This window comes from Muricoccus pecuniae, assembly GCF_014199205.1.
Lineage (GTDB): Bacteria > Pseudomonadota > Alphaproteobacteria > Acetobacterales > Acetobacteraceae > Roseomonas > Roseomonas pecuniae.
Genome location: NZ_JACIJD010000031.1, coordinates 1 through 17,832, shown reverse-complemented (window position 1 = coordinate 17,832; position 17,832 = coordinate 1). Strand labels below are relative to the sequence as shown.

Below are 17,832 nucleotides of genomic sequence, written 5' to 3'. Positions count from 1 at the left end.
GAAGCAGAAAACCGGCACAATTCGACGAAGACCGCTGCTAGCCTCCCACGGCTGCAACAAGAAGCAGAGGGAGCGTCCACAACGATGCCGTCCGACACCGTCCTCCTCCGCACCAGCATACCCAATCTTGCCGTCACGAGTGACGGGCATTTCGTTCGGCTGAAGCCCGGAGCGCGGCGGCCGCCGAAAGCCGCGGAGGACATAGCCCTTCAGGGCTTCACCCTGGCTGCTGAGCGGAACCTGCGCTTCCTGGCGAACTCCAAGGAGGGCGGCGGCGCTCAGTGGCTCTACGACGCTTTGGGCGTCAGCACCGATGTCGTCAAATTCGGTGGAGCGGTTGCGGCGCTGGCGTCCGGCATCGGTGCGGTTGTCGGTGCGGTCGGAGCCGTCAAGAAGATCGGGGAGTTTCTAGGCATATTCGACAAGGAGCCAACCCTGTCAGACATCAGCGAACAGATCACTGCGATCAACGCGCGCCTGGAGCTGGTCCTGGCCGAGATCGCAAAGGGACAGGCCCTCGACTACGCGGCGTGGGCGGCAGCTCACTGGAGGGACGTCGGTGGCCTGGTCGGCAAGCTGCAAACCTCCATCGACTTTGCCCAGTTTGCATTGAGCGAGGCCGAGAACCCGACGGATCTTGGACGACAGCGATTGGCCACAGCAGATGCACAGTCACAGGAGGCGCTCCAGACACTCATCGGCGGTGGCTTGGACGGAGGTTATTGGATGCGTCCGGCTTTCCCTGCCGCAGTCAACTTAGCGGCATGGGGTGGCAAGACCGACGCCCGCCCGCCGGTCGTAGATGACGGTCGCGTTTGGGATTGGCGGATCGCCTTGCCGACATTGCTGCTCGCTCTGGCAGCCAGGCAAATTGTGCTCAAGGCGCTCGAGGTTCAGAACCGTCGTAAGGGCTTGCTCAGGGCGGAAGCTCGCGCGTGGACGCGGTTCGTCGGTGCCCTTGGCAGTCGTGTGAACGAGGGGCTCGTCTACAAAAAGGAAGCCACCCCCGATGAGATGGCGAGAACATCCCATCTATCAACACATGCCTGGATCGGCGCCGTGGACACATGGACAGGGCTTTCGCACTTCGTGCAGATGAACCCGCTCCACTGGTGGACGGAGATCGCTGCATTCGATCGGCGGAAGCGGGGCATCCAACCCTTCAACGATGCACCCACTGACGCCACGGGGGATAGCTTTCATCCGCCGGGCAGATACATCAACGTCGGTGACCTGGCGGACACGATCAGGGAAGGCGAGTTGGTCAAGTTTGCGAACAGGGAGCTCCTCTTCGAGAAACAGGCTCAGTTCGCCTACAACCGGGTTGCGGCAGCAAGTCCGCTCGTCATGTTGTGCCAACTCAATAGCGAGCTCCTTGCTCTGACAGAAAAGACAATCGAGATCGCCGGCACCTTCGAAAAGGTGAATTATTGCATCAGGTCCTATGTCCAAATAGGTCGTGACGCGCTGGCAGGAGGTGCCGAAGGGAGATCGACATTGCGCCAAGCTACGCTCTTGCTGGATGTGGCAAGACCGCTCCCAGAGAGGCAGGAAGGCGAGGACATTTCTCTACGCGACGTCAATCTCGTAACTGTAACTGAGTTGCTTCGTGACCAGAAGCGGTCCGAAGAGATGCGAGGGGCGCTAGCGAAAGCCCTGGTAGAGAAACTCCGAACTAGGCCGGTGCCTTAGCTCGACTTTTTTCTTCAGATGGCATTGTGACCTTCTCTCGTACGGGTGGACACCTCGGGTAAGCTCCTGAGCAAGCGAGGTGCCCTGATGCCGACCAAAACACGCTGTAATACCCGCTCGCGCCGGAACTGACTCGCATGTAATTTGTTGCGACGCCGCGGAGGCTAATTCGGTCGTGGTCTGACCTGGGCAGGGTGGGCACGATGAACGGGAAGCGGCTCGTGATACGCGGTGACCTGTCGGCAGCGGAGTTGCGGCGGCTTGCGCGGCGGGAGCCGGACCGTGCCGCGGCTGCGCGCATGCAGGCGATCGCGGGCGCGCTGGAGGGCATGACGCGGGCGGAGGCGGCGCGCTTGGCGGGCATGGAGCGGCAGGCATTGCGCGACGCGGTGGTGCGCTACAACGCCGAGGGTCTGGCGGGCCTGCATGACCGGCCTCGGCCTGGGGCCAAGCCGCGGCTGGACGAGGCGTGCCGGGCAGCCCTGCGCCAGCTGATCCTGGATGGGCCGGAGGTGGAGACCACGGGCCTGTCAGCCTGGACTTTGGGAGAGCTCTGCCGGGAGGTGGAGGCGCGCTGGGGCGTGCGCTACCACGAGGGCCATATGTCCAAGCTCGTGCGCGCTCTCGGCTTGTCACGGCAGAAGGCCAGGCCCTCGGATCGTGTCCCATCGTGTGGTGTAGGAGCGATGGTCTCCGGCGGGCTGGGTGGCCGGGTTAGGCTGGCACGGCGGAAAGCCTGACAGTTGCAGTATCGCTGATGGTGCTGATGGCTTCCAGGGTCATATAGCGGGAGCGCTGGGTGGCCCACTCGTCGGATTGTTCCAGCAGGATGGCGCCGATCAGGCGGATGGCGGCGGCCTCGTTGGGGAAGATGCCGACGACATCGGTGCGCCGCTTGATTTCGCCATTGAGGCGCTCGATGGGATTGGTCGAGTGAAGCTTGGTGCGGTGTGCGGCGGGAAAGTCCATGTAGGCCAGGACGTCCTCCTCGGCGCTGTCCATGAGGGCAGCGAGCTTCGGGACCTTGGGGCGGAGCTGGTCGGCGACGGTGCGCCACTGGGCATGCGCTGAGGCCGCGTCGTCCTGGGCGTAGGCGGTGCCGGTTGGAGGTATACCTCCAACGGCCGAGACGATGCGCCGCTGGGTCCTGCCCGCATGAGCAAGGGCGTTACGGGCGAAGTGGACGCGGCAGCGCTGCCAGGTGGCCCGGAGCACCTTCGTCACGGCGGTCTTCAGACCCTCGTGGGCATCGGAGACGACGAGTTTCACGCCCCGCAGGCCGCGGCGGGTCAGGGAGCGGAGGAAGTCGAGCCAAAAAGGCTCCGCCTCGGAGGCACCGACTGCCATGCCGAGCACTTCGCGGCGGCTGTCGGTGTTCACGCCCACAGCAATGGTGACGGCCACCGGGACGATCCGGCCTGCCTCGCGCACCTTCACGTAGGTGGCGTCGAGCCAGAGGTAGGGCCAGTCGCCCTCGATGGGGCGGCCCAGGAAGTCCTGCACCCGCTCGTCGATCTCGGCGCAGAGACGCGACACCTGGCTCTTGCTGACGCCGTCCAGCCCCATGGCCCGGACCAGGTCATCCACCGAGCGCGTGGAGATACCGTGGACATAGGCCTCCTGGATCACGGCCGTCAGCGCCTTCTCCGCCGTCCGGCGAGGCTCGAGGAAGGACGGAAAGTAGCTCCCCCGCCGGAGCCTGGGGATCCGCAACTCCACCGTCCCCGCCCGGGTCTGCCAGTCCCGCTCGCGGTAGCCGTTCCGCTGCACCAGGCGGTCCGGGCTGCGCTCACCAGGAGCCGCCCCGGTCAGCCCGCCTACCTCCAGCTCCATCAGCCGCTCAGCGGCAAAGCCGATCATCTCGCGCAGGAAGGTCGCATCCGAGCCTTTCGCCAGCATCTCGCGAAGGGCAGTCTCGTCATCGGTCATCGTGGTCGGTCCAGGATCGGGGTTGTAGGTCTCGACAACCCAAACCCTACTGAAAACCACCGCGGTGACCGCCCCTCGGGCGCGGTCAGGTCCTACACCACGCCCAGGGACGCGACCGGCCCTCGCACCCCAAGGTCGATCCGGCCGCCCGGGAGGCCTTCGCAAAAGGGGGCTGCAGAACGAACTGGACCGCATCAAGGCCGAGCACCCCGGCAAACGCCTGACACTCTAGTTCCAGGATGAAATGCGCTTCGGCCAGAAGGGACGTGTGTGCCACCGATGGTTCACGCGTGGCCAGCGCCCTCCTGGCTTATGCGATCAACGCTACACCTGGGCGCACCTGTTCGCAGCGGTGCGGCCCGCCACCGGAGCGAGCTTCGCGCTCGTCCTCCCACATGTCTCGACAGGCACCATGCAGCTGTTCCTGGGCGGCTTCTCGTCCGCGCTTGCGCCTGACGAGCACGCCGCCATGGTCGTGGATGGCGCTGGAAGGCACATCGCCCATGACCTGCGCATCCCCGGCAACGTCACGCTTGTCTTCTTGCCGCCCTACAGCCCTGAACCTTCGAAGCAGTGCTTCGAAGCCAGTGGAACGCGTCTGGCTGTACCGGCGCGGGCACCTCAGCCGCCGCCTACTCGCGGGCTACGACGCCATTGTCGATGCGCTCTGCACCGCCTGGAACGCGCTCACCCCAGAGCGACTACTCTCCCTGACGAGCTACCCCTACCTGAACCAAGTCAACTTCTGAGCGGGGCGGTATCACACCGTTTCGAAGGTGTGGGAACGGGCACGCTCGGCACTGACTTTGTTTAATATCTCGTTCGCGTCCGTGCACCAAGTCGTTGCCCGGGCATCGGCCCGGATTTGGCCTGCCGCGCCGCCGGAAGCCGCCGATCCGCTGCATGAGCGGATCGCGCCGAGACACCCCGACGCGGTCCGGCTGCGGCTCAGCCGAGGAGTTCCTCCATGGCGATTGGGAAACGGCGGACTCGCACGCCGGTCGCGTGCCAGACCGCGTTCGCCACTGCGCCGGCGCTGCCGGTGATGCCGATTTCGCCGACGCCCTTCACGCCCAACGCATTCACATGCGGGTCCTCCTCATCGACTAAGATGGCTTCGACCGAGGGGATGTCGGCATTCACCGGCATGTGGTACTCGGCCAAATCCGCGTTCATCACGCGGCCCGTGCGCCGGTCGAGCGTGGCCCGCTCATGCAGGGCGAAGGACACGCCCCAAATCATCCCGCCATAGTATTGGCTCTTCACCAGGCGTGGGTTGATGATCCGGCCTGCGGCGAAGGCGCCGACGAGCCGCGTGACGCGGATCTGGCCGAGCTCGGGATCCACCTTCACTTCCGCAAAGACCGCGCCGTGCGCGTGCATCGCGTAGCGCTCCGCGGCATCGGCATCCGCGGCGGCGCTGCCGCGGCCTTCCACCATCTCCAGCCCGGCACGGTCGAGGATCTCGGCGAAGCTCTCGCTACGGCTCCCATCGTCCCACCGCACCAGCCTGCCATCGCGCGCGACCACGCCGATGTTGTCGGCACCGAAGAGCGGCGAGCGAGGGTCCGCGACGGCGAGCTCCGCCAGTCGCGCCACCGCCTGCTCGCCCGCCGCCTGGATCGCGCTGCCCACCGTCGCGGTGTGGGCGGAGCCGCCGGCGATGCCGGCATTTGGCAGGTCGGAACTGCCGGAGCGGAACTCCACCTGCCCGACATCGAGGCCGAGGCTCTCCGCCGCGATCTGGGCGAAGGCCGTCCAGGCGCCCTGCCCCATGTCATGCGCGCCGGTCTCAACCACGCCCGTGCCGTCCCGCCGGATCACGGCGCGCGCCTCGGCCTGGAACATCAGCGCCGGGAAGGTCGCCGTGCCGAGGCCCCAGCCGACCAGCTTGCCATCCGCGTCGCGCAGGCTGCGCGACGTCAGGGGCCGGCCGGACCAGCCGAAGCGCGCCGCGCCCTGCGCGTAGCACTCGCGCAGCGCCTTAGAGGAGAAGGGCTTGCCGGAAATCGGCTCCACCTCCGCGTAGTTGCGCAGCCGGAACTCCAGCGGGTCCATGCCGCAGGCAGCCGCCAGTTCATCGATCGCACCCTCCAGCGCCAGGCTGCCGCTCGCCTCGCCCGGGGCGCGCATGAAGCCGGGCGTCCCAATGTCCAGCCGCAGCGCCTCGTAGGTGGTGGCGATCGCCGGTGCGGCGTAGAGCGTGTGGCTGACGCCTGCGGCGGGCTCGAGGAAGTCGTCGAAGCGGCTCGTGACGGTGCGGACATGATGATGCACGGCGGTGAGCGCGCCGTCCGGCGCGGCGCCGAGGCGGAGCGTCTGGCGCGTCGGCGCGCGGTGGGTCACGGGGCCGTACATCTGCGCCCGCGTCAGCACGAGCTTCACCGGGCGCCCGATCAGCCGCGCCGCGAGGACGCCCAGCACCTGCGGTCCGCTCAGCAGCTTCGAGCCGAAGCCGCCGCCGATGAAGGGGCTGCGGATGTGAATGTCCTCCGCCCTGATGCCGAACAGCGCCGCTAGCCGCATCTGCGTCAGCGCGAAGCCCTGGGTCGGCATGTCGAGCGACAATGCATCTCCGTCCCAGGAGGCGACCACGCCATGCGGCTCCATCGCGTTGTGGAACTGCGTCGGCGTCTCGTAGGTCGCCTCGATCCGCCGCGCGGCCGCGGCCAGTCCGGCCGCCAAGTCGCCATAGTGCTGCTCGCCCGGGACGCCGACGCCGACCACCTCCGTCACGAAGGCGCCGGGCGCGTCAAGGGTGACCTCCACTGGCTCGGCCCTGTAGCGGGGCGCGAGCAGCGCGGCGCCTTCCGTCGCGGCCTCCAGCGTCTCGGCGATCACCACCGCGACGGGCTGCCCGGCGTAGCGCACGCGGTCGTCCTGCAGCAGGTCCATGCGGAAGGAGAAGGGCACCGACTTGTCGTCCGGATGCACGGCGAGCGGCGGGCGGTTCGCCGCGGTCATCACCTCGACCACGCCCGGATGCGCCTGCGCCGCCGCCACATCCAGCGCGGCAACGCGGCCGCGGGCGATGCGTGCCGCGGCGATCACGGCGTAGAGCATGCCCTGCGGGTGGTTGTCGGCGGCGTAGCGGGCGGCGCCCGTCACCTTCAGCACGCCGTCGCGGCGGGTGATCGGCTGGCCGGCATTGGAGCCGTGCCGCATGTGATGAACCTCAGCCATGCAGGCCTCCCGGGATCGGGGCGAAGGGGGATGCCGGCAGCGCCGGCAGCCGGTCCGGCGTACCGGCCGCGGCCAGGGTCAGCGCGCGAACCGCGATGCGACGCGCCAACTCGATCTTGAACTCGTTCTCGCCCGAGGGCCGCGCCTCCGCGAGGGCAAGCTCCGCTGCGCGGCGAAAGGCGTCTGCCCCCGGCTCGGCGCCGAGCAGCGCGGCTTCCGCCGCTTCCGTCCGCCAGGGCTTGGCGGCGACGCCGCCCAGCGCGAGCCGCGCCGCAGCGATGCGCCCGCCCTGCATCCTCAGCCCGGCCGCGGCGGAAACCACCGCGAAGGCGTAGGAGGTGCGCTCTCGCAGCTTCGCGTAGCGGCTATGCGCGGCGAAGGCCGCCGCCTCGGCCGGCAGGCGCAGTGCGACGATCAGTTCGCCCGGCGCGAGCACCGTCTCGCGCTCCGGGGTCTTGCCGGGCAGCAGATGGAAGTCCTGCAGCGGGACCTCGCGGCGGCCGGCCGGTCCCTCGATCTCCACCACCGCCCCGAAGGCCGCGAGCGGCACGCAGAAATCGGAGGGATGGGTCGCGATGCAGGCCTCGCTCCAGCCGAGCACGGCATGCAACCGGTTCTCGCCATCGCGCGCGTCGCAGCCGCTGCCGGGCTCGCGCTTGTTGCAGGAGCTGGCGGTGTCCTGGAAATAGGCGCAGCGGGTCCGCTGCAGCAGGTTGCCGCCCACCGTCGCCGCGTTGCGCAGCTGTGCTGAGGCGCCGGAGAGCAGCGCCTCCGCCACCGCCGGGAAGCGGCGCGCGAAGTCCGGATCGTAGGCGAGGTCGGCGTTGCGCACCTGCGCGCCGATCCTGACGCCGCCATCCGGCGCGTGCTCGATGGCCGCCAGCCCCGGCAGGTGGTTCAGGTCCACCAGCCGCGCCGGACGCGCCACGCCGATCTTCATGAGGTCGAGCAGGTTGGTGCCGGCCGCGAGGAACGCGCTGCCGGGCTCGGCGCCCGCGGCGACGGCCTCTGCGACCGTGCGGGGGCGGACATAGTCGAAGCGGTTCATGCGGCCTCCTGCGTCGTCGTGCCGGCCATGGCGCGCGTGGCCTCCACCACCGCCTCGGTGATCCCGCGGTAGGCGGCGCAGCGGCAGAGATTGCCGCTCATCCCCTCGCGCACGCGCTCGGGGTCGTCGCCGGCGTGGCCCTCCTCGATAAGGCCGACCGCGCTCATGATCTGGCCGGGCGTGCAGAAGCCGCACTGGAGGGCGTCATGCGCGATGAAGGCGGCCTGCACGGGGTGCAGCGCCCCCCCATTCGAAAGGCCCTCGATGGTCAGGATCTCCGCCCCGTCATGGCTGACCGCGAGCGCCAGGCAGGCGTTCACCCTGCGGCCGTCCACCAAGATGGTGCAGGCGCCGCACTGGCCGCGGTCGCAGCCCTTCTTGGTGCCGGTGAGGTCGAGCCGCTCACGCAGCAGGTCGAGCAGGGTAACGCGGGGGTCGTCCAGCTCGACCGTTTTCGGGACGCGGTTGATGATGAAGGTGACCGACAAGCTCATGCGGAGCCTCCGATGGCAGCGTTGTGCGGACAGGCTGCCCGCCCGAGGGCCTCTAGGCTGGCGGGCGGCGGGTTGCAGGCGGCGGCAAGGACTGGCCATTGGGCCGCTGCGACGTCATATACGGAGGTATCCTCCGCTTACAAGACAAAAACGGAGGAAGCCTCCGTTTACTGCCTGGGGAGACCGTGGCCGGCGATGACCAAGGAGCAGGGCAGGAGCCAGCGTAAGCCCAGAGCGGACGCTGTCCGGAATCGCGAACGCGTGTTGGAGGCGGCAAAGGCCGTGTTCAGCCAGGGCGGCACCGAGGTCGGGCTGGAGGCGGTCGCCCGGCAGGCAGGCGTGGGCATCGGCACGCTCTACCGCCACTTCCCGACGCGGGAGGCGCTCTACGAGGCGCTCTACCGGCGGGAGGTGGAGCAGCTCGCGGAGTTGGCCGCGCAGCTCGTCGGCGTGACGCGGCCGCTCGAGGGCCTGCGGCGCTGGATGCGGTCGCTGGTGGAGTTCGTGGCGACGAAGAAGGGCATGGCAGCGGCGCTGGCGCTCGCCGCGCACAAGCCGCCAGAGCTCATGAGCTACACCAGCGCCCGGTTGCAGGAAGCGATCGGCACGCTGCTACGCCCGGCGGCGGGAGCCGGCGAGGTCCGCGACGACATCAGCCCCGACGACCTGCTTCGCGCCGTCGTCGGGCTCTCCTACCTGCAGGACGGGCCCGGCTGGCAGGCGCAGGTCCTGCGCCTGGTCGACGTCTTCCTGGACGGGCTGCGACCCTGGCCGCGCGGGACATCTGACCATTGACCGCTGGGGGCCGGAGATCGCTCGCCTGAGTGAAGCGGTCACCGTCGCCAAGGCCGACATCCCGCGCGTTCGGGTTCTCCAGATGCGGGATCATCTCCGCCCGCTTGGGGCGGCGCTCTCACATCCAACCCGGACGCGAGGCCTACTTTGGGCCGGGCCCGGCCGAGCGCTGCGCGAGGGCCGAACGTCCGCTTTCAAGTGGTCTGCTCCTGACAGCCGCCCGGCAGCTCTCGTGAAGGGTTTCGGATGCCGCAGGCGTCCGAAACCCTTCACGAGAGCTGCCTGACTGCTTTCGAGCGACCAGACGATCAAGCGGACCTGCCGACGTTCCGGTGAGTGACTGCCGGTGGTCCAATCTGCTGCCCCGCTTGCAGATCCAAACTGCTGAAATGCTACAGTATGGAGCGCGCAAACTCCCGGTTTGTTTGGTTCAACGGGCACTGGATTGATGGTCATTAGCCCTTCACCGGTTAGTGAGGGGGGCGGTTTGGGTTTTATCATCAATCCACGCGGCGTCGGCGGCTCGGGCAAGACCGAGCTCGCTCGACGCATCCTTGCGGCCTATAGCTGGACAGAGGGGGGTCAGGCCGAGCCTCTCCGCCAGAAGGGGCGGGAGAAGCCAATCGGGTACCGGCTGCGCCACCCCGAGGGTGGCCGTCCCCTGGTCGTGCTCGGGCAGTACGAGAGGACCTCGGGCGGGTGCGACACCATCCCTGCCGCTCACGGAGGCCTGGACGAGATCTTCCGCCTGGCTGACCACTGGGCAGCGGCGGGCCATGACGTTCTGCTGGAGGGATCGGCCTGGAGCGCCGAGCATCGCCGCTCAGCCCTGCTGGCCAAGCGCCACCGGCTGCACGTGCTGCACCTTTCAACGCCGCCCGAGGAGGCGGCCCGGAACCTCGCCGCCCGACGCCGCGCTCGCCGGTCCAGCTGGCCGCTGATCATGCGGACGGTGGAAGCGCAGCACGACAGCATCGAGGCAGCCTGCAACAAGCTGCGGGGCGTGGCCGCTGTAGAGCAGCACGCCTTCGGGGGAGCGCTCGGCCGGGCACGCGAGCTGCTCGGCCTCAAGGCCGGGAGCGAGGAAAAGGTAGCCCATCCTTCGCCGCACCCGATCCCGATCCGACGTCCGCTCCTCGTTGGGGCTTCGATGGCAGCCTTTAGGCCCCTTACCACCTCAAACAGCCAACTGGGTCACCACCCTCAGGAGTGCGCGGCATGACGACCCCCCGCCCGATTTGCAAGGAGACGACGCATGGCTGAGACCATCGCGGCGGAGCGCCGCATGCTGACCGACGCCGAGTTCGAGGCGGTCGTGGGCACGCACTACCCCGACATCTGCGGGCTGGAGAAAGGCGAGCTGATCAGCATTGCCCGGCGTGTCCGGGATTACCGGGACAAGGCACGGGACGTAACGCGCCAGAGGCGACGCGAGCAGCGGGGCAAGGCGGAGCCGCGCAGCGCCAACCCTGCCCCGAGCGAGGCGGGTACGGCGCGCAAGAAGCAGCTCTTTGCCGCAGCCCTCAAGCGGGTGAACAAGCAGATCGACCGCCTGGAAAAATTGGAGAGGCGCCCGAGCCAGGGCGAGATCGCGCGCCGTGCTCTGGAGATGAAGCGGGCCAACCAGGTGCGCCACCATCCCAGCGCCGGATGGACGGCGAGGGGAGGCATGCGCCCCCTCCCGAACAGGGGAGATACGGTGCAGGTTGACCCCCGCGAGGTCGGGCGGGTGTCGCAGTTCGTGAAGTCGGCCCAGGTGCGCCGAGACGGCTGACACTAGGGTTGGCCGGAAGTGCCCGCTTTCCAGCCTTCACGCATCGAGCGCCCATGGGAGATCCCCATGGGCGCTGCATATTCCACCGACTTCACCTCGCGCCCTGACCGGGGCAGGTCCGAAAAGGAGCTCTCGTATGGCCATGGCTGCGGGACACGATAACCGGCCCGTCTCAATGCTTCGTGCCTTCCTCGACAACTCGGCATCCGGCGGGCTGGTCCTCATGGCTGCAGCCGCCCTGGCGCTGGTGATCGCGAACTCACCTTTGGGCCCGAGCTACTTCGGGGCACTGAACGCTTATCTCGGCCCGCTCAGCGTGCTGCACTGGATCAACGACGCCCTGATGGTGGTGTTCTTTCTACTCGTGGGCCTTGAGATCAAGCGCGAGGTGCTGGACGGTCAGCTCGCCACTTGGAGCCGCCGCATCCTGCCCGGTGTCGCGGCTGCGGGTGGCATGGTCTTCCCGGCCCTTATCTTCGCGGCCTTCAACTGGAACGACCCGAACACGCTCCGGGGCTGGGCCATTCCGGCGGCCACCGACATCGCCTTCGCCCTCGGCGTACTCGCGCTGCTCGGCTCGCGGGTGCCGACCTCGCTCAAGGTATTCCTGACAGCGCTTGCCATCATCGACGACCTTGGCGCCGTCATCATCATCGCGCTCTTCTACACCGGCGACCTGTCCACCCTGAACCTCGGCTTGGCAGCTGCCGTGGTAGCCGCGCTGGTCATCCTGAACCGCATGGGAGTGGTGCGGCTCCTGCCCTACCTGCTCCTAGGTGCGGCTCTCTGGTACTTTGTCCTGCGGTCCGGCGTCCACGCGACGATCGCAGGCGTGGTGCTGGCCTTCACCATCCCGCTTCAACCAGCGCCCGCCAAGCCGGACGACATGCACGGCTCGCCGCTGCACCGCCTGGAGCATGGCCTGCACTACTGGGTCGCCTTCCTGGTTATCCCGATCTTCGGTTTCGCCAACGCGGGCGTGTCCCTCTCCGGGCTGACCATGGATGCACTAACCGATCACCTCACGCTCGGCGTCGCTCTCGGGCTGCTCCTGGGCAAGGTCATCGGTGTGTTCGGAAGTGCGGCCCTGACAATCCGGCTCGGTTTCGCAGACGTGCCGATGGGCGCGACTAAGATGCAGATACTCGGCGTCTCCCTCCTCTGCGGCATTGGTTTCACCATGAGCCTCTTCATCGGCATGCTTGCCTTCGCGAACGACCCGGTGCTGCAGGACGAGGTCAAGATCGGCATCCTCTTCGGCTCCATCCTGGCCGGGATCGCGGGATGGGCGGTCCTCCGGATCGCACCGCGCGAGATCCCGGCGCCTCAGGTCGACGTGAGGGTTCCGCGAGCGGCAGAGTAGCCGGATGGCGTTCCGGCCTTGCTTGACAGGTAGGGCCGGGCGCCTCCGACGCGCTTCAATGCAACAGGATCAACCCTCGTTCGCGGTTGAGTGAGCTCTGCTTCACTGCCACCCACGGCCCATGCGAACGACCTCGGACACGACCCTCGGCCAGTCTGTCTCCAATTGGGAGGGCAGCTCATTCGGTGGTGACACCCTCCTCACGTCTTCCGAGGAGGAGCTTCCCTCCATCTACGACAGGGCGGATCTCTACGACGCCATCGTGCAGCCCGGACCTTGCGAGGCATTCTATCGCGAGGAGGCGAGAAGATGGCCCGGGCCGGTTCTCGAACTGGCTTGCGGGACCGGGAGGGGATGCCTCCCGGGCGATGCTGGCGGTCGCCTCTCGAAAGGCGGCAGCCTGGGGCGTGCGGGCCTCATTTGTCCTGGGTGATATGCGGCACTTCGATCTCGGGCGACGCTTTGGGCTGGTGATCATCTCCTGCAACTCGCTGGGTCACCTGACGGATCCAGGAGACCTACGGGCCTGTCTCACCGCGGTGCGACGACACTTGGCGCCCGGGGGCGTGCTGGCCTTCGATGTGGCGCTGCCAGCTCCATGGCTGCTGGCGCGCCCCGAAGGGGAGGCAAGGCGCCTGGATCTTGGTCCCAATCCCGCTTCGGCCATCGAGGCGGAAGAGACGGCGCGCTACGACCCGATCAGGCAGGTGCGCGTCTCGCACTGGCGCGTTCGGCAGGGTGACGGGAGGCAGCAGGTCATGGCACCACTGGTGCTGCGACAGTTCTTCCCGCAGGAGATCCCCCTGCTGCTGGAGGCCGCAGGCCTGGAACTCGTGGCGCGCTACGGTGACTTCGAGCGTCAAACGCTGACCGCCGGGAGCCTGAACCAGATCTGTGTGGCCCGGAACGTGGACGAGGGTAGGCCATAGACGGTCCGTGAGGATCGCATCCAGCCGGAGGCGCTTCATCTAGGGCAAAAGTCTGTCCGCGAAGGCTGCTGCTTTGACGATGTCCGCTTCAGAGCGCGGGCAAATAACCTGAGATGTTCTGATATGGGCGCAAAGCTGCCCACACTCATCCTCATCGAGCCCGAACGTGACACGCGAGACGATTGTGGCGAGCTCCCCTCCTCTGCCCCCCAGGCACGCCAGTTAGGGAATTATCGTGCCTACTCGCGCCGCCAGAGGCCATAATCTCCTGGTTTTGGGCCGAAACCGATCGGAGACCGGCAGCAAACCCGTCGATGCTTGCGCGTAAACGTCCCTTCCAATCCGCTGATCGCGCCTACCGGCCGCCCCCATGCCGAAGGTCAGCGAGGCTATGGCAGCCACTCGGACCCTTCGGCGTTGGTCCTGAGATAAAGGGTTGTAACAGGCCGCAGAGGCATCATCCCTCTCGTTGGACCAGGGGTGCCATCAGCAGGGACCGTGATGCCCGACCTCGACCGGATTATGAAGCGGCAGCAGGTGCTCGCGGACTTCGGCGAACTGGCCATACGCTCCCCGGACCTGGATAAGATCCTGGCCGAGGCCTGCCGGTTGGTGGGAGAGGCGCTCGGAACCGGGCGCGCCAAGATCCTCGAAATCCTGCATGCGGAACGCCAGCTCCTCGTCAGGGCAGGCGTTGGCTGGGATCCCGGCATCGTCGGCCGGGTGCGGCTGCCCATGGAGGAGCACTCCTCCGAGACCTTCGCCATCGAGGCGGCCGAGCCGGTCGTCTCCCAGGATATCGCCAAGGAGGACCGCTTCAGCGTCCCGCCCTCCATGAGGGAGGCCGGGGTGGTGGCGTTGGTGAACGTCCCGATTTTCCGGCCGGGCGGGCAGCCCTACGGGTTGTTGCAGGTGGATTCCACCGAGCTGCGCGAGTTCGGCGAGGACGACATCCAGTTCCTGCGCACCTACGCCAACATCCTTGGCCCGGTGATCGACCGGCTGCTCGTGGTCAGCGCCCTGCGCTCGACCGAGGAGCGCTTCCGCCTCACGGTGGAGGCGGCCCTCGATTACGCGATCTTCCTCTCCGACCCGGAGGACCGGATCACCGACTGGCTGCCCGGCGCGCAGGCCGTCTTCGGCTGGACGGCGGAGGAGGCCGTCGGGCAACCCGCTGCCATCACCTTCACGCCCGAGGACCGGGAGAGCGGCCAGGATCGGTGGGAGACGGAGACGGCCCGCAACGAGGGCGTGGCCCCGAATGTCCGCTGGCACATCCGCAAGGATGGCAGGCGCGTCTTCATCGACGGCTCCACCCGGGCGCTGCGCGACCCGGACGGCACCCTGCTCGGCTTCCTCAAGATCGGCCAGGACGTCACCGAGCGCCGTGCGGCCGAGGCGGCCCTGCGCGAGAGGGAGGAACAGCAGAAGTTCTTGCTTTCGCTCTCCGACGCTCTCGGCCTGCTCACCACGCCCACGGAGATTGCGACGGTCGCCACAACCCGCCTCTGCGAGCGCCTGGGCGTTTCCCGGGTTTATTACGGCGAGATCGAAGGCGACCTGCTGACGGTGGAGCAGGATCACACCCGCGGCGTTCCATCCCTGGTCGGCGAGCACTCACTGAAGCCGTTCGGACCCGACTTCATCGCGGCCTATAGGCCGGGCGCCGTAATCCTGGTCAGGGATGCCGCGCAGGATCCGAGGCTGACACCGGCAGCGCGGGCCGAGCTGCGCAACGGCCGGATCGCCGCCTTCGCCGACGCCGTCCTGTTCGAAGAAAAGGGCGAGGTGAGCGTGCTCGCCGTGCAGAGCGCAACCCCGCGCGCCTGGTCGGCTTCCGAGGAGGGCCTGGTCCGCGAAGTGGCCGAGCGCGTGAAGTCGGCCATCAAGCGGGCGCGCGCCGAGGTCGCGTTGCGCGAGAGTGAGGCGCGGCACCGCCTCCTGATCGAGAGCTGGACGCAGGCGGTGTGGGAATGCGATCCCAACGGTGTCGTCACCACTGATAGCCCGAGCTGGCGGACCTTCACCGGCCAGACCTTGGAGGAATGGCTCGGCTTCGGCTGGCTGGACGCGATCCATCCCGACGATCGGTCCTATGTCGAGCGGCAATGGCGAGACGCGATCGCGGCCCGGAGGCTCGTCGATGCCGAGTTCCGCCTCCGTGCTCCGGACGGCAGCTGGCGCTGGACCAATGTACGCGCCGCGCCCGTGCTCGATGCGAAGGGGAGCATCAGGAAGTGGGTTGGTATGAACATCGACATCGACGCCCGCAAGCACGTCGAGGCAGCGCTGCGGGAGAGCGAAGCTCGTTACCGTCTTGACCTTGAACGGCAAGTGCGGGAGCGGACAGTTGAACTGGAGCGGAGCCGCGACCTTCTCCAAGCGACAATCGATAGCTCGGTCGACATGATTCAGGTGTTTGAGGCCGTACGCGATGCGGCGGGCGAGATCGTCGATTATGTTTGGGTGCTGAACAACCACACCTCCGCCAGCCGCTACGGTGAGGTGCGTGAGGGGCAGAGCCTCGTAGAGCGGAACCCGGGCGTGGTGCCGGAAGGTATCTTCGACGCCTTCCGACATGTCACCAGAACCGGCGAACCGATCATTGCCGAACGCTACTATGCGCATGAGCAATTCAGCGGCTGGTTTCTTCAGTCCGCCGTGAAGCTCGGAGACGGTGTCGCGACAACGACGAAGGACATCACCGCCTGGAAGGAAGCGCAGGCGGAACTGCTTCGCTTGCAAGCAGAGGTAGCCGCGGCGAAGCTGCGGGAGAGCGAGGAGCTGTTTCGCGCTTTTGCGGATAACTCGGCTGATACGATATGGATCGTCTCCGTCGATGGTTCGCGACTGGAGTACCTATCGCCGGCCTTCGAGCGGATGTTCGGCGAGGCGCGCGGGCCCGTGCTGGCCGACATCCGGCGCTGGCGCGAGCTCGTCCACCCCGACGATTTGGCAGGCGCAGCCGACTTCCTCCCTCGCGCGAGCGCTGGTGAAACGGCGATCGCCCATTACCGCGTGGTCCGACCCTCCGATGGTCGGGTTGTACACCTGCGTGACACAGGGTTCCCGATCCGCGACGAGGCCGGGGCCGTCGTCCGGGTGGCCGGCATCGTGCAGGACGTGACAGACATCCACGACGCGACGGCGGCGCTGGTAGGGGAGAAGGAGCGGTTCCGGATGCTCGCCGAGGGTATCCCACAGCTCGTCTGGCGCTCCTGCGCCGAGGGGCGCTCCTGCGCCGAGGGGCGCTGGACGTGGTCCTCCCCGCAGTGGCGGGGCTACACGGGGCAGAGCCAGCAGGGGAGCCACGGCTGGGGCTGGCTCGAGGCGCTTCATCCCGACGACCGCGCGAGGACGATGGTCGCCTGGCACGCGGCGCGGCCGCACGGGCGGCTGGAGATGGAGTACCGGGTACGGCGCGCCGCCGACGGCGCCTGGCGCTGGCACCAGACGCGCTCCGTCCCCGTGCGGAACGCGGGGACGGCGGAGCAGCCGGAGGGGCGCATCGTCGAGTGGCTGGGCACGACGACGGACATCGAGGACCTCAAGCACCTCCAGGCCGGGCAGGCCGTGCTGGTCGCCGAGCTGCAGCACCGCACGCGCAACCTGCTCAGGGTGGTGCGCAACCTCGCGCGGCGCTCCATCCCGCCCCAGCCGGGCCGGGACGAGTACGACGAGCGGCTCGCGGCGCTCGGGCGCGTGCAGGGCTTCCTCGCCCGGACGGAGCGCTACGCGGTGGCGCTGCGCGACCTCGTCGAGGCCGAGCTCCAGGCCGTCGGCGACGGCGTGTCGGACCGGGTGGTGGTCGAGGGGCCGCCCGTGGACCTGCCCGGCGAGGGGGCGCAGCCGGTGGCGCTCGCGCTCCATGAGCTCGCCACCAACGCGGTGAAGTACGGCGCGATCGCGCAGCCCGGCGGCAGGCTCTCCGTCACCTGGCGGGTCGAGGAGGGCGCGCGGCTGCTCATCGCCTGGCGGGAGAGCGGGGTGCCGATTCCCGGCGGCCCGCCCGCGCGCCGGGGCTATGGCAGCGAGCTGATCACCCGCGCGCTGCCCTACCAGATGCGGGCGGAGACGGCGCTGGAATTCACCCCCGACGGGGTGCGCTGCCTCATCGCGCTCCCCGCCGGCGCGTTCAGGGTGGTGGAGGAGGCAGGATCGTGAGTGAGGGAGGCGAGACGCTCCGGGGCCGGCGCATCCTCGTGGTGGAGGACGAGTACTTCATCGCCGAGGAGGTCAGGGAGGCGCTGGAGAGGGCCGGCGCGGAGGTGGTCGGGCCGGTGCCGGAGGTGGGCGAGGCGATGGCCCTCGCGCGGGAGGGGGCGTGCTCGACGGGGCGGTGCTCGACGTGAACCTCGGCCATCTCCGGCCCGCTGACCTCTGGCACAACAACCCCAACCAGGAAATCTGGGCGCCGGGCAAGCCGGGGTAGGCGAACCGGGCCTGACGATCAGCCGCCCGCTTCCGACCGGGGCAAGTTATCCCCAGTTGGTGGGGGCATGTCTGTGGGCAGCTGGCGGCTGATGTTTCATACCAACGGCCTTGATCGCTGACTCGCATGTGATCCCGCCAGGGCCATAGGTGTGATTCGCTCCTTCCGACGGCTGGTTCGGGAGGCTGAGATG

At 68.1% G+C, this 17,832-nt stretch carries 14 protein-coding genes; 10 read left to right on the top strand and 4 right to left on the bottom strand.

Annotated elements, in window-relative coordinates; all coding sequences use genetic code 11:
• The first annotated feature begins 84 nt into the window (after positions 1-84).
• Together FHS87_RS20850 and FHS87_RS20845 are read left to right on the top strand one after the other, a co-directional pair.
• On the top strand, positions 85-1,692 hold the full coding sequence (locus FHS87_RS20850; RefSeq protein ID WP_184521251.1) for a hypothetical protein: 1,608 nt from the start codon (positions 85-87) through the stop codon (positions 1,690-1,692).
• 299 nt (positions 1,693-1,991) lie between these two features.
• Positions 1,992-2,432 (top strand): helix-turn-helix domain-containing protein, encoded by a 441-nt coding sequence (locus FHS87_RS20845; protein ID WP_184521250.1) that lies wholly within the window; start codon positions 1,992-1,994, stop codon positions 2,430-2,432.
• Here FHS87_RS20845 and FHS87_RS20840 read toward each other — a convergent pair.
• A complete protein-coding gene (locus FHS87_RS20840) occupies positions 2,407-3,621 on the bottom strand; it encodes an IS256 family transposase (protein WP_184521249.1) in 1,215 nt (404 codons plus the stop codon). The two genes, FHS87_RS20845 and FHS87_RS20840, sit on opposite strands and share 26 nt — an antisense overlap.
• A 244-nt stretch (positions 3,622-3,865) precedes the next feature.
• On the opposite strand from FHS87_RS20840, the gene FHS87_RS24700 reads away from it, so the two are divergent.
• The gene (locus tag FHS87_RS24700) at positions 3,866-4,435 is read left to right on the top strand and encodes a transposase (RefSeq protein ID WP_184521248.1); all 570 of its coding nucleotides are present in this window, start codon (positions 3,866-3,868) and stop codon (positions 4,433-4,435) included.
• A 134-nt stretch (positions 4,436-4,569) separates the two neighbouring features.
• Here the strand turns inward: FHS87_RS24700 and FHS87_RS20830 are convergent, their stop codons facing one another.
• The 3 genes from FHS87_RS20830 to FHS87_RS20820 are packed head-to-tail and all read right to left on the bottom strand — an operon-like array spanning position 4,570 to position 8,346.
• The gene (locus FHS87_RS20830; RefSeq protein ID WP_184521247.1) at positions 4,570-6,804 is read right to left on the bottom strand and encodes a xanthine dehydrogenase family protein molybdopterin-binding subunit; all 2,235 of its coding nucleotides are present in this window, start codon (positions 6,802-6,804) and stop codon (positions 4,570-4,572) included.
• Positions 6,797-7,852, bottom strand: coding sequence for an FAD binding domain-containing protein (locus FHS87_RS20825; RefSeq protein WP_184521246.1), 1,056 nt, complete (start codon positions 7,850-7,852; stop codon positions 6,797-6,799). Before FHS87_RS20825 ends, FHS87_RS20830 begins: the two co-directional genes overlap by 8 nt.
• Entirely contained in the window at positions 7,849-8,346 is a 498-nt protein-coding gene (locus tag FHS87_RS20820; protein ID WP_184521245.1) for a (2Fe-2S)-binding protein, read from the bottom strand. Before FHS87_RS20820 ends, FHS87_RS20825 begins: the two co-directional genes overlap by 4 nt.
• Positions 8,347-8,607: 261 nt before the next feature.
• Between FHS87_RS20820 and FHS87_RS20815 the strand changes: the two genes are divergently transcribed.
• The 7 genes from FHS87_RS20815 (at position 8,608) to FHS87_RS20785 (ending at position 17,559) form a co-directional block, all read left to right on the top strand.
• Positions 8,608-9,141: a TetR/AcrR family transcriptional regulator gene (locus tag FHS87_RS20815; RefSeq protein ID WP_221300214.1), complete on the top strand. Its 534-nt coding sequence runs from the start codon at positions 8,608-8,610 to the stop codon at positions 9,139-9,141.
• Between the two features lie 487 nt (positions 9,142-9,628).
• Positions 9,629-10,363 carry a hypothetical protein gene (locus tag FHS87_RS20810; RefSeq protein ID WP_184521243.1) on the top strand — a complete coding sequence of 245 codons (735 nt, stop codon included), beginning with the start codon at positions 9,629-9,631 and terminating at the stop codon, positions 10,361-10,363.
• A gap of 33 nt (positions 10,364-10,396) precedes the next feature.
• Positions 10,397-10,915, top strand: coding sequence for a hypothetical protein (locus FHS87_RS20805; protein WP_184521242.1), 519 nt, complete (start codon positions 10,397-10,399; stop codon positions 10,913-10,915).
• A gap of 142 nt (positions 10,916-11,057) precedes the next feature.
• Entirely contained in the window at positions 11,058-12,278 is a 1,221-nt protein-coding gene (gene nhaA, locus FHS87_RS20800; protein ID WP_184521241.1) for a Na+/H+ antiporter NhaA, read from the top strand.
• 185 nt (positions 12,279-12,463) lie between these two features.
• A complete protein-coding gene (locus FHS87_RS20795; RefSeq protein ID WP_184521240.1) occupies positions 12,464-13,207 on the top strand; it encodes a class I SAM-dependent methyltransferase in 744 nt (247 codons plus the stop codon).
• Between the two features lie 501 nt (positions 13,208-13,708).
• Entirely contained in the window at positions 13,709-17,371 is a 3,663-nt protein-coding gene (locus FHS87_RS20790) for a PAS domain S-box protein (RefSeq protein WP_184521239.1), read from the top strand.
• Complete coding sequence (locus FHS87_RS20785; RefSeq protein ID WP_184521238.1) at positions 17,368-17,559, top strand: response regulator; 192 nt, start codon at positions 17,368-17,370, stop codon at positions 17,557-17,559. The genes FHS87_RS20790 and FHS87_RS20785 overlap by 4 nt, the downstream gene beginning before the upstream one ends.
• Positions 17,560-17,832: the final 273 nt, after the last annotated feature.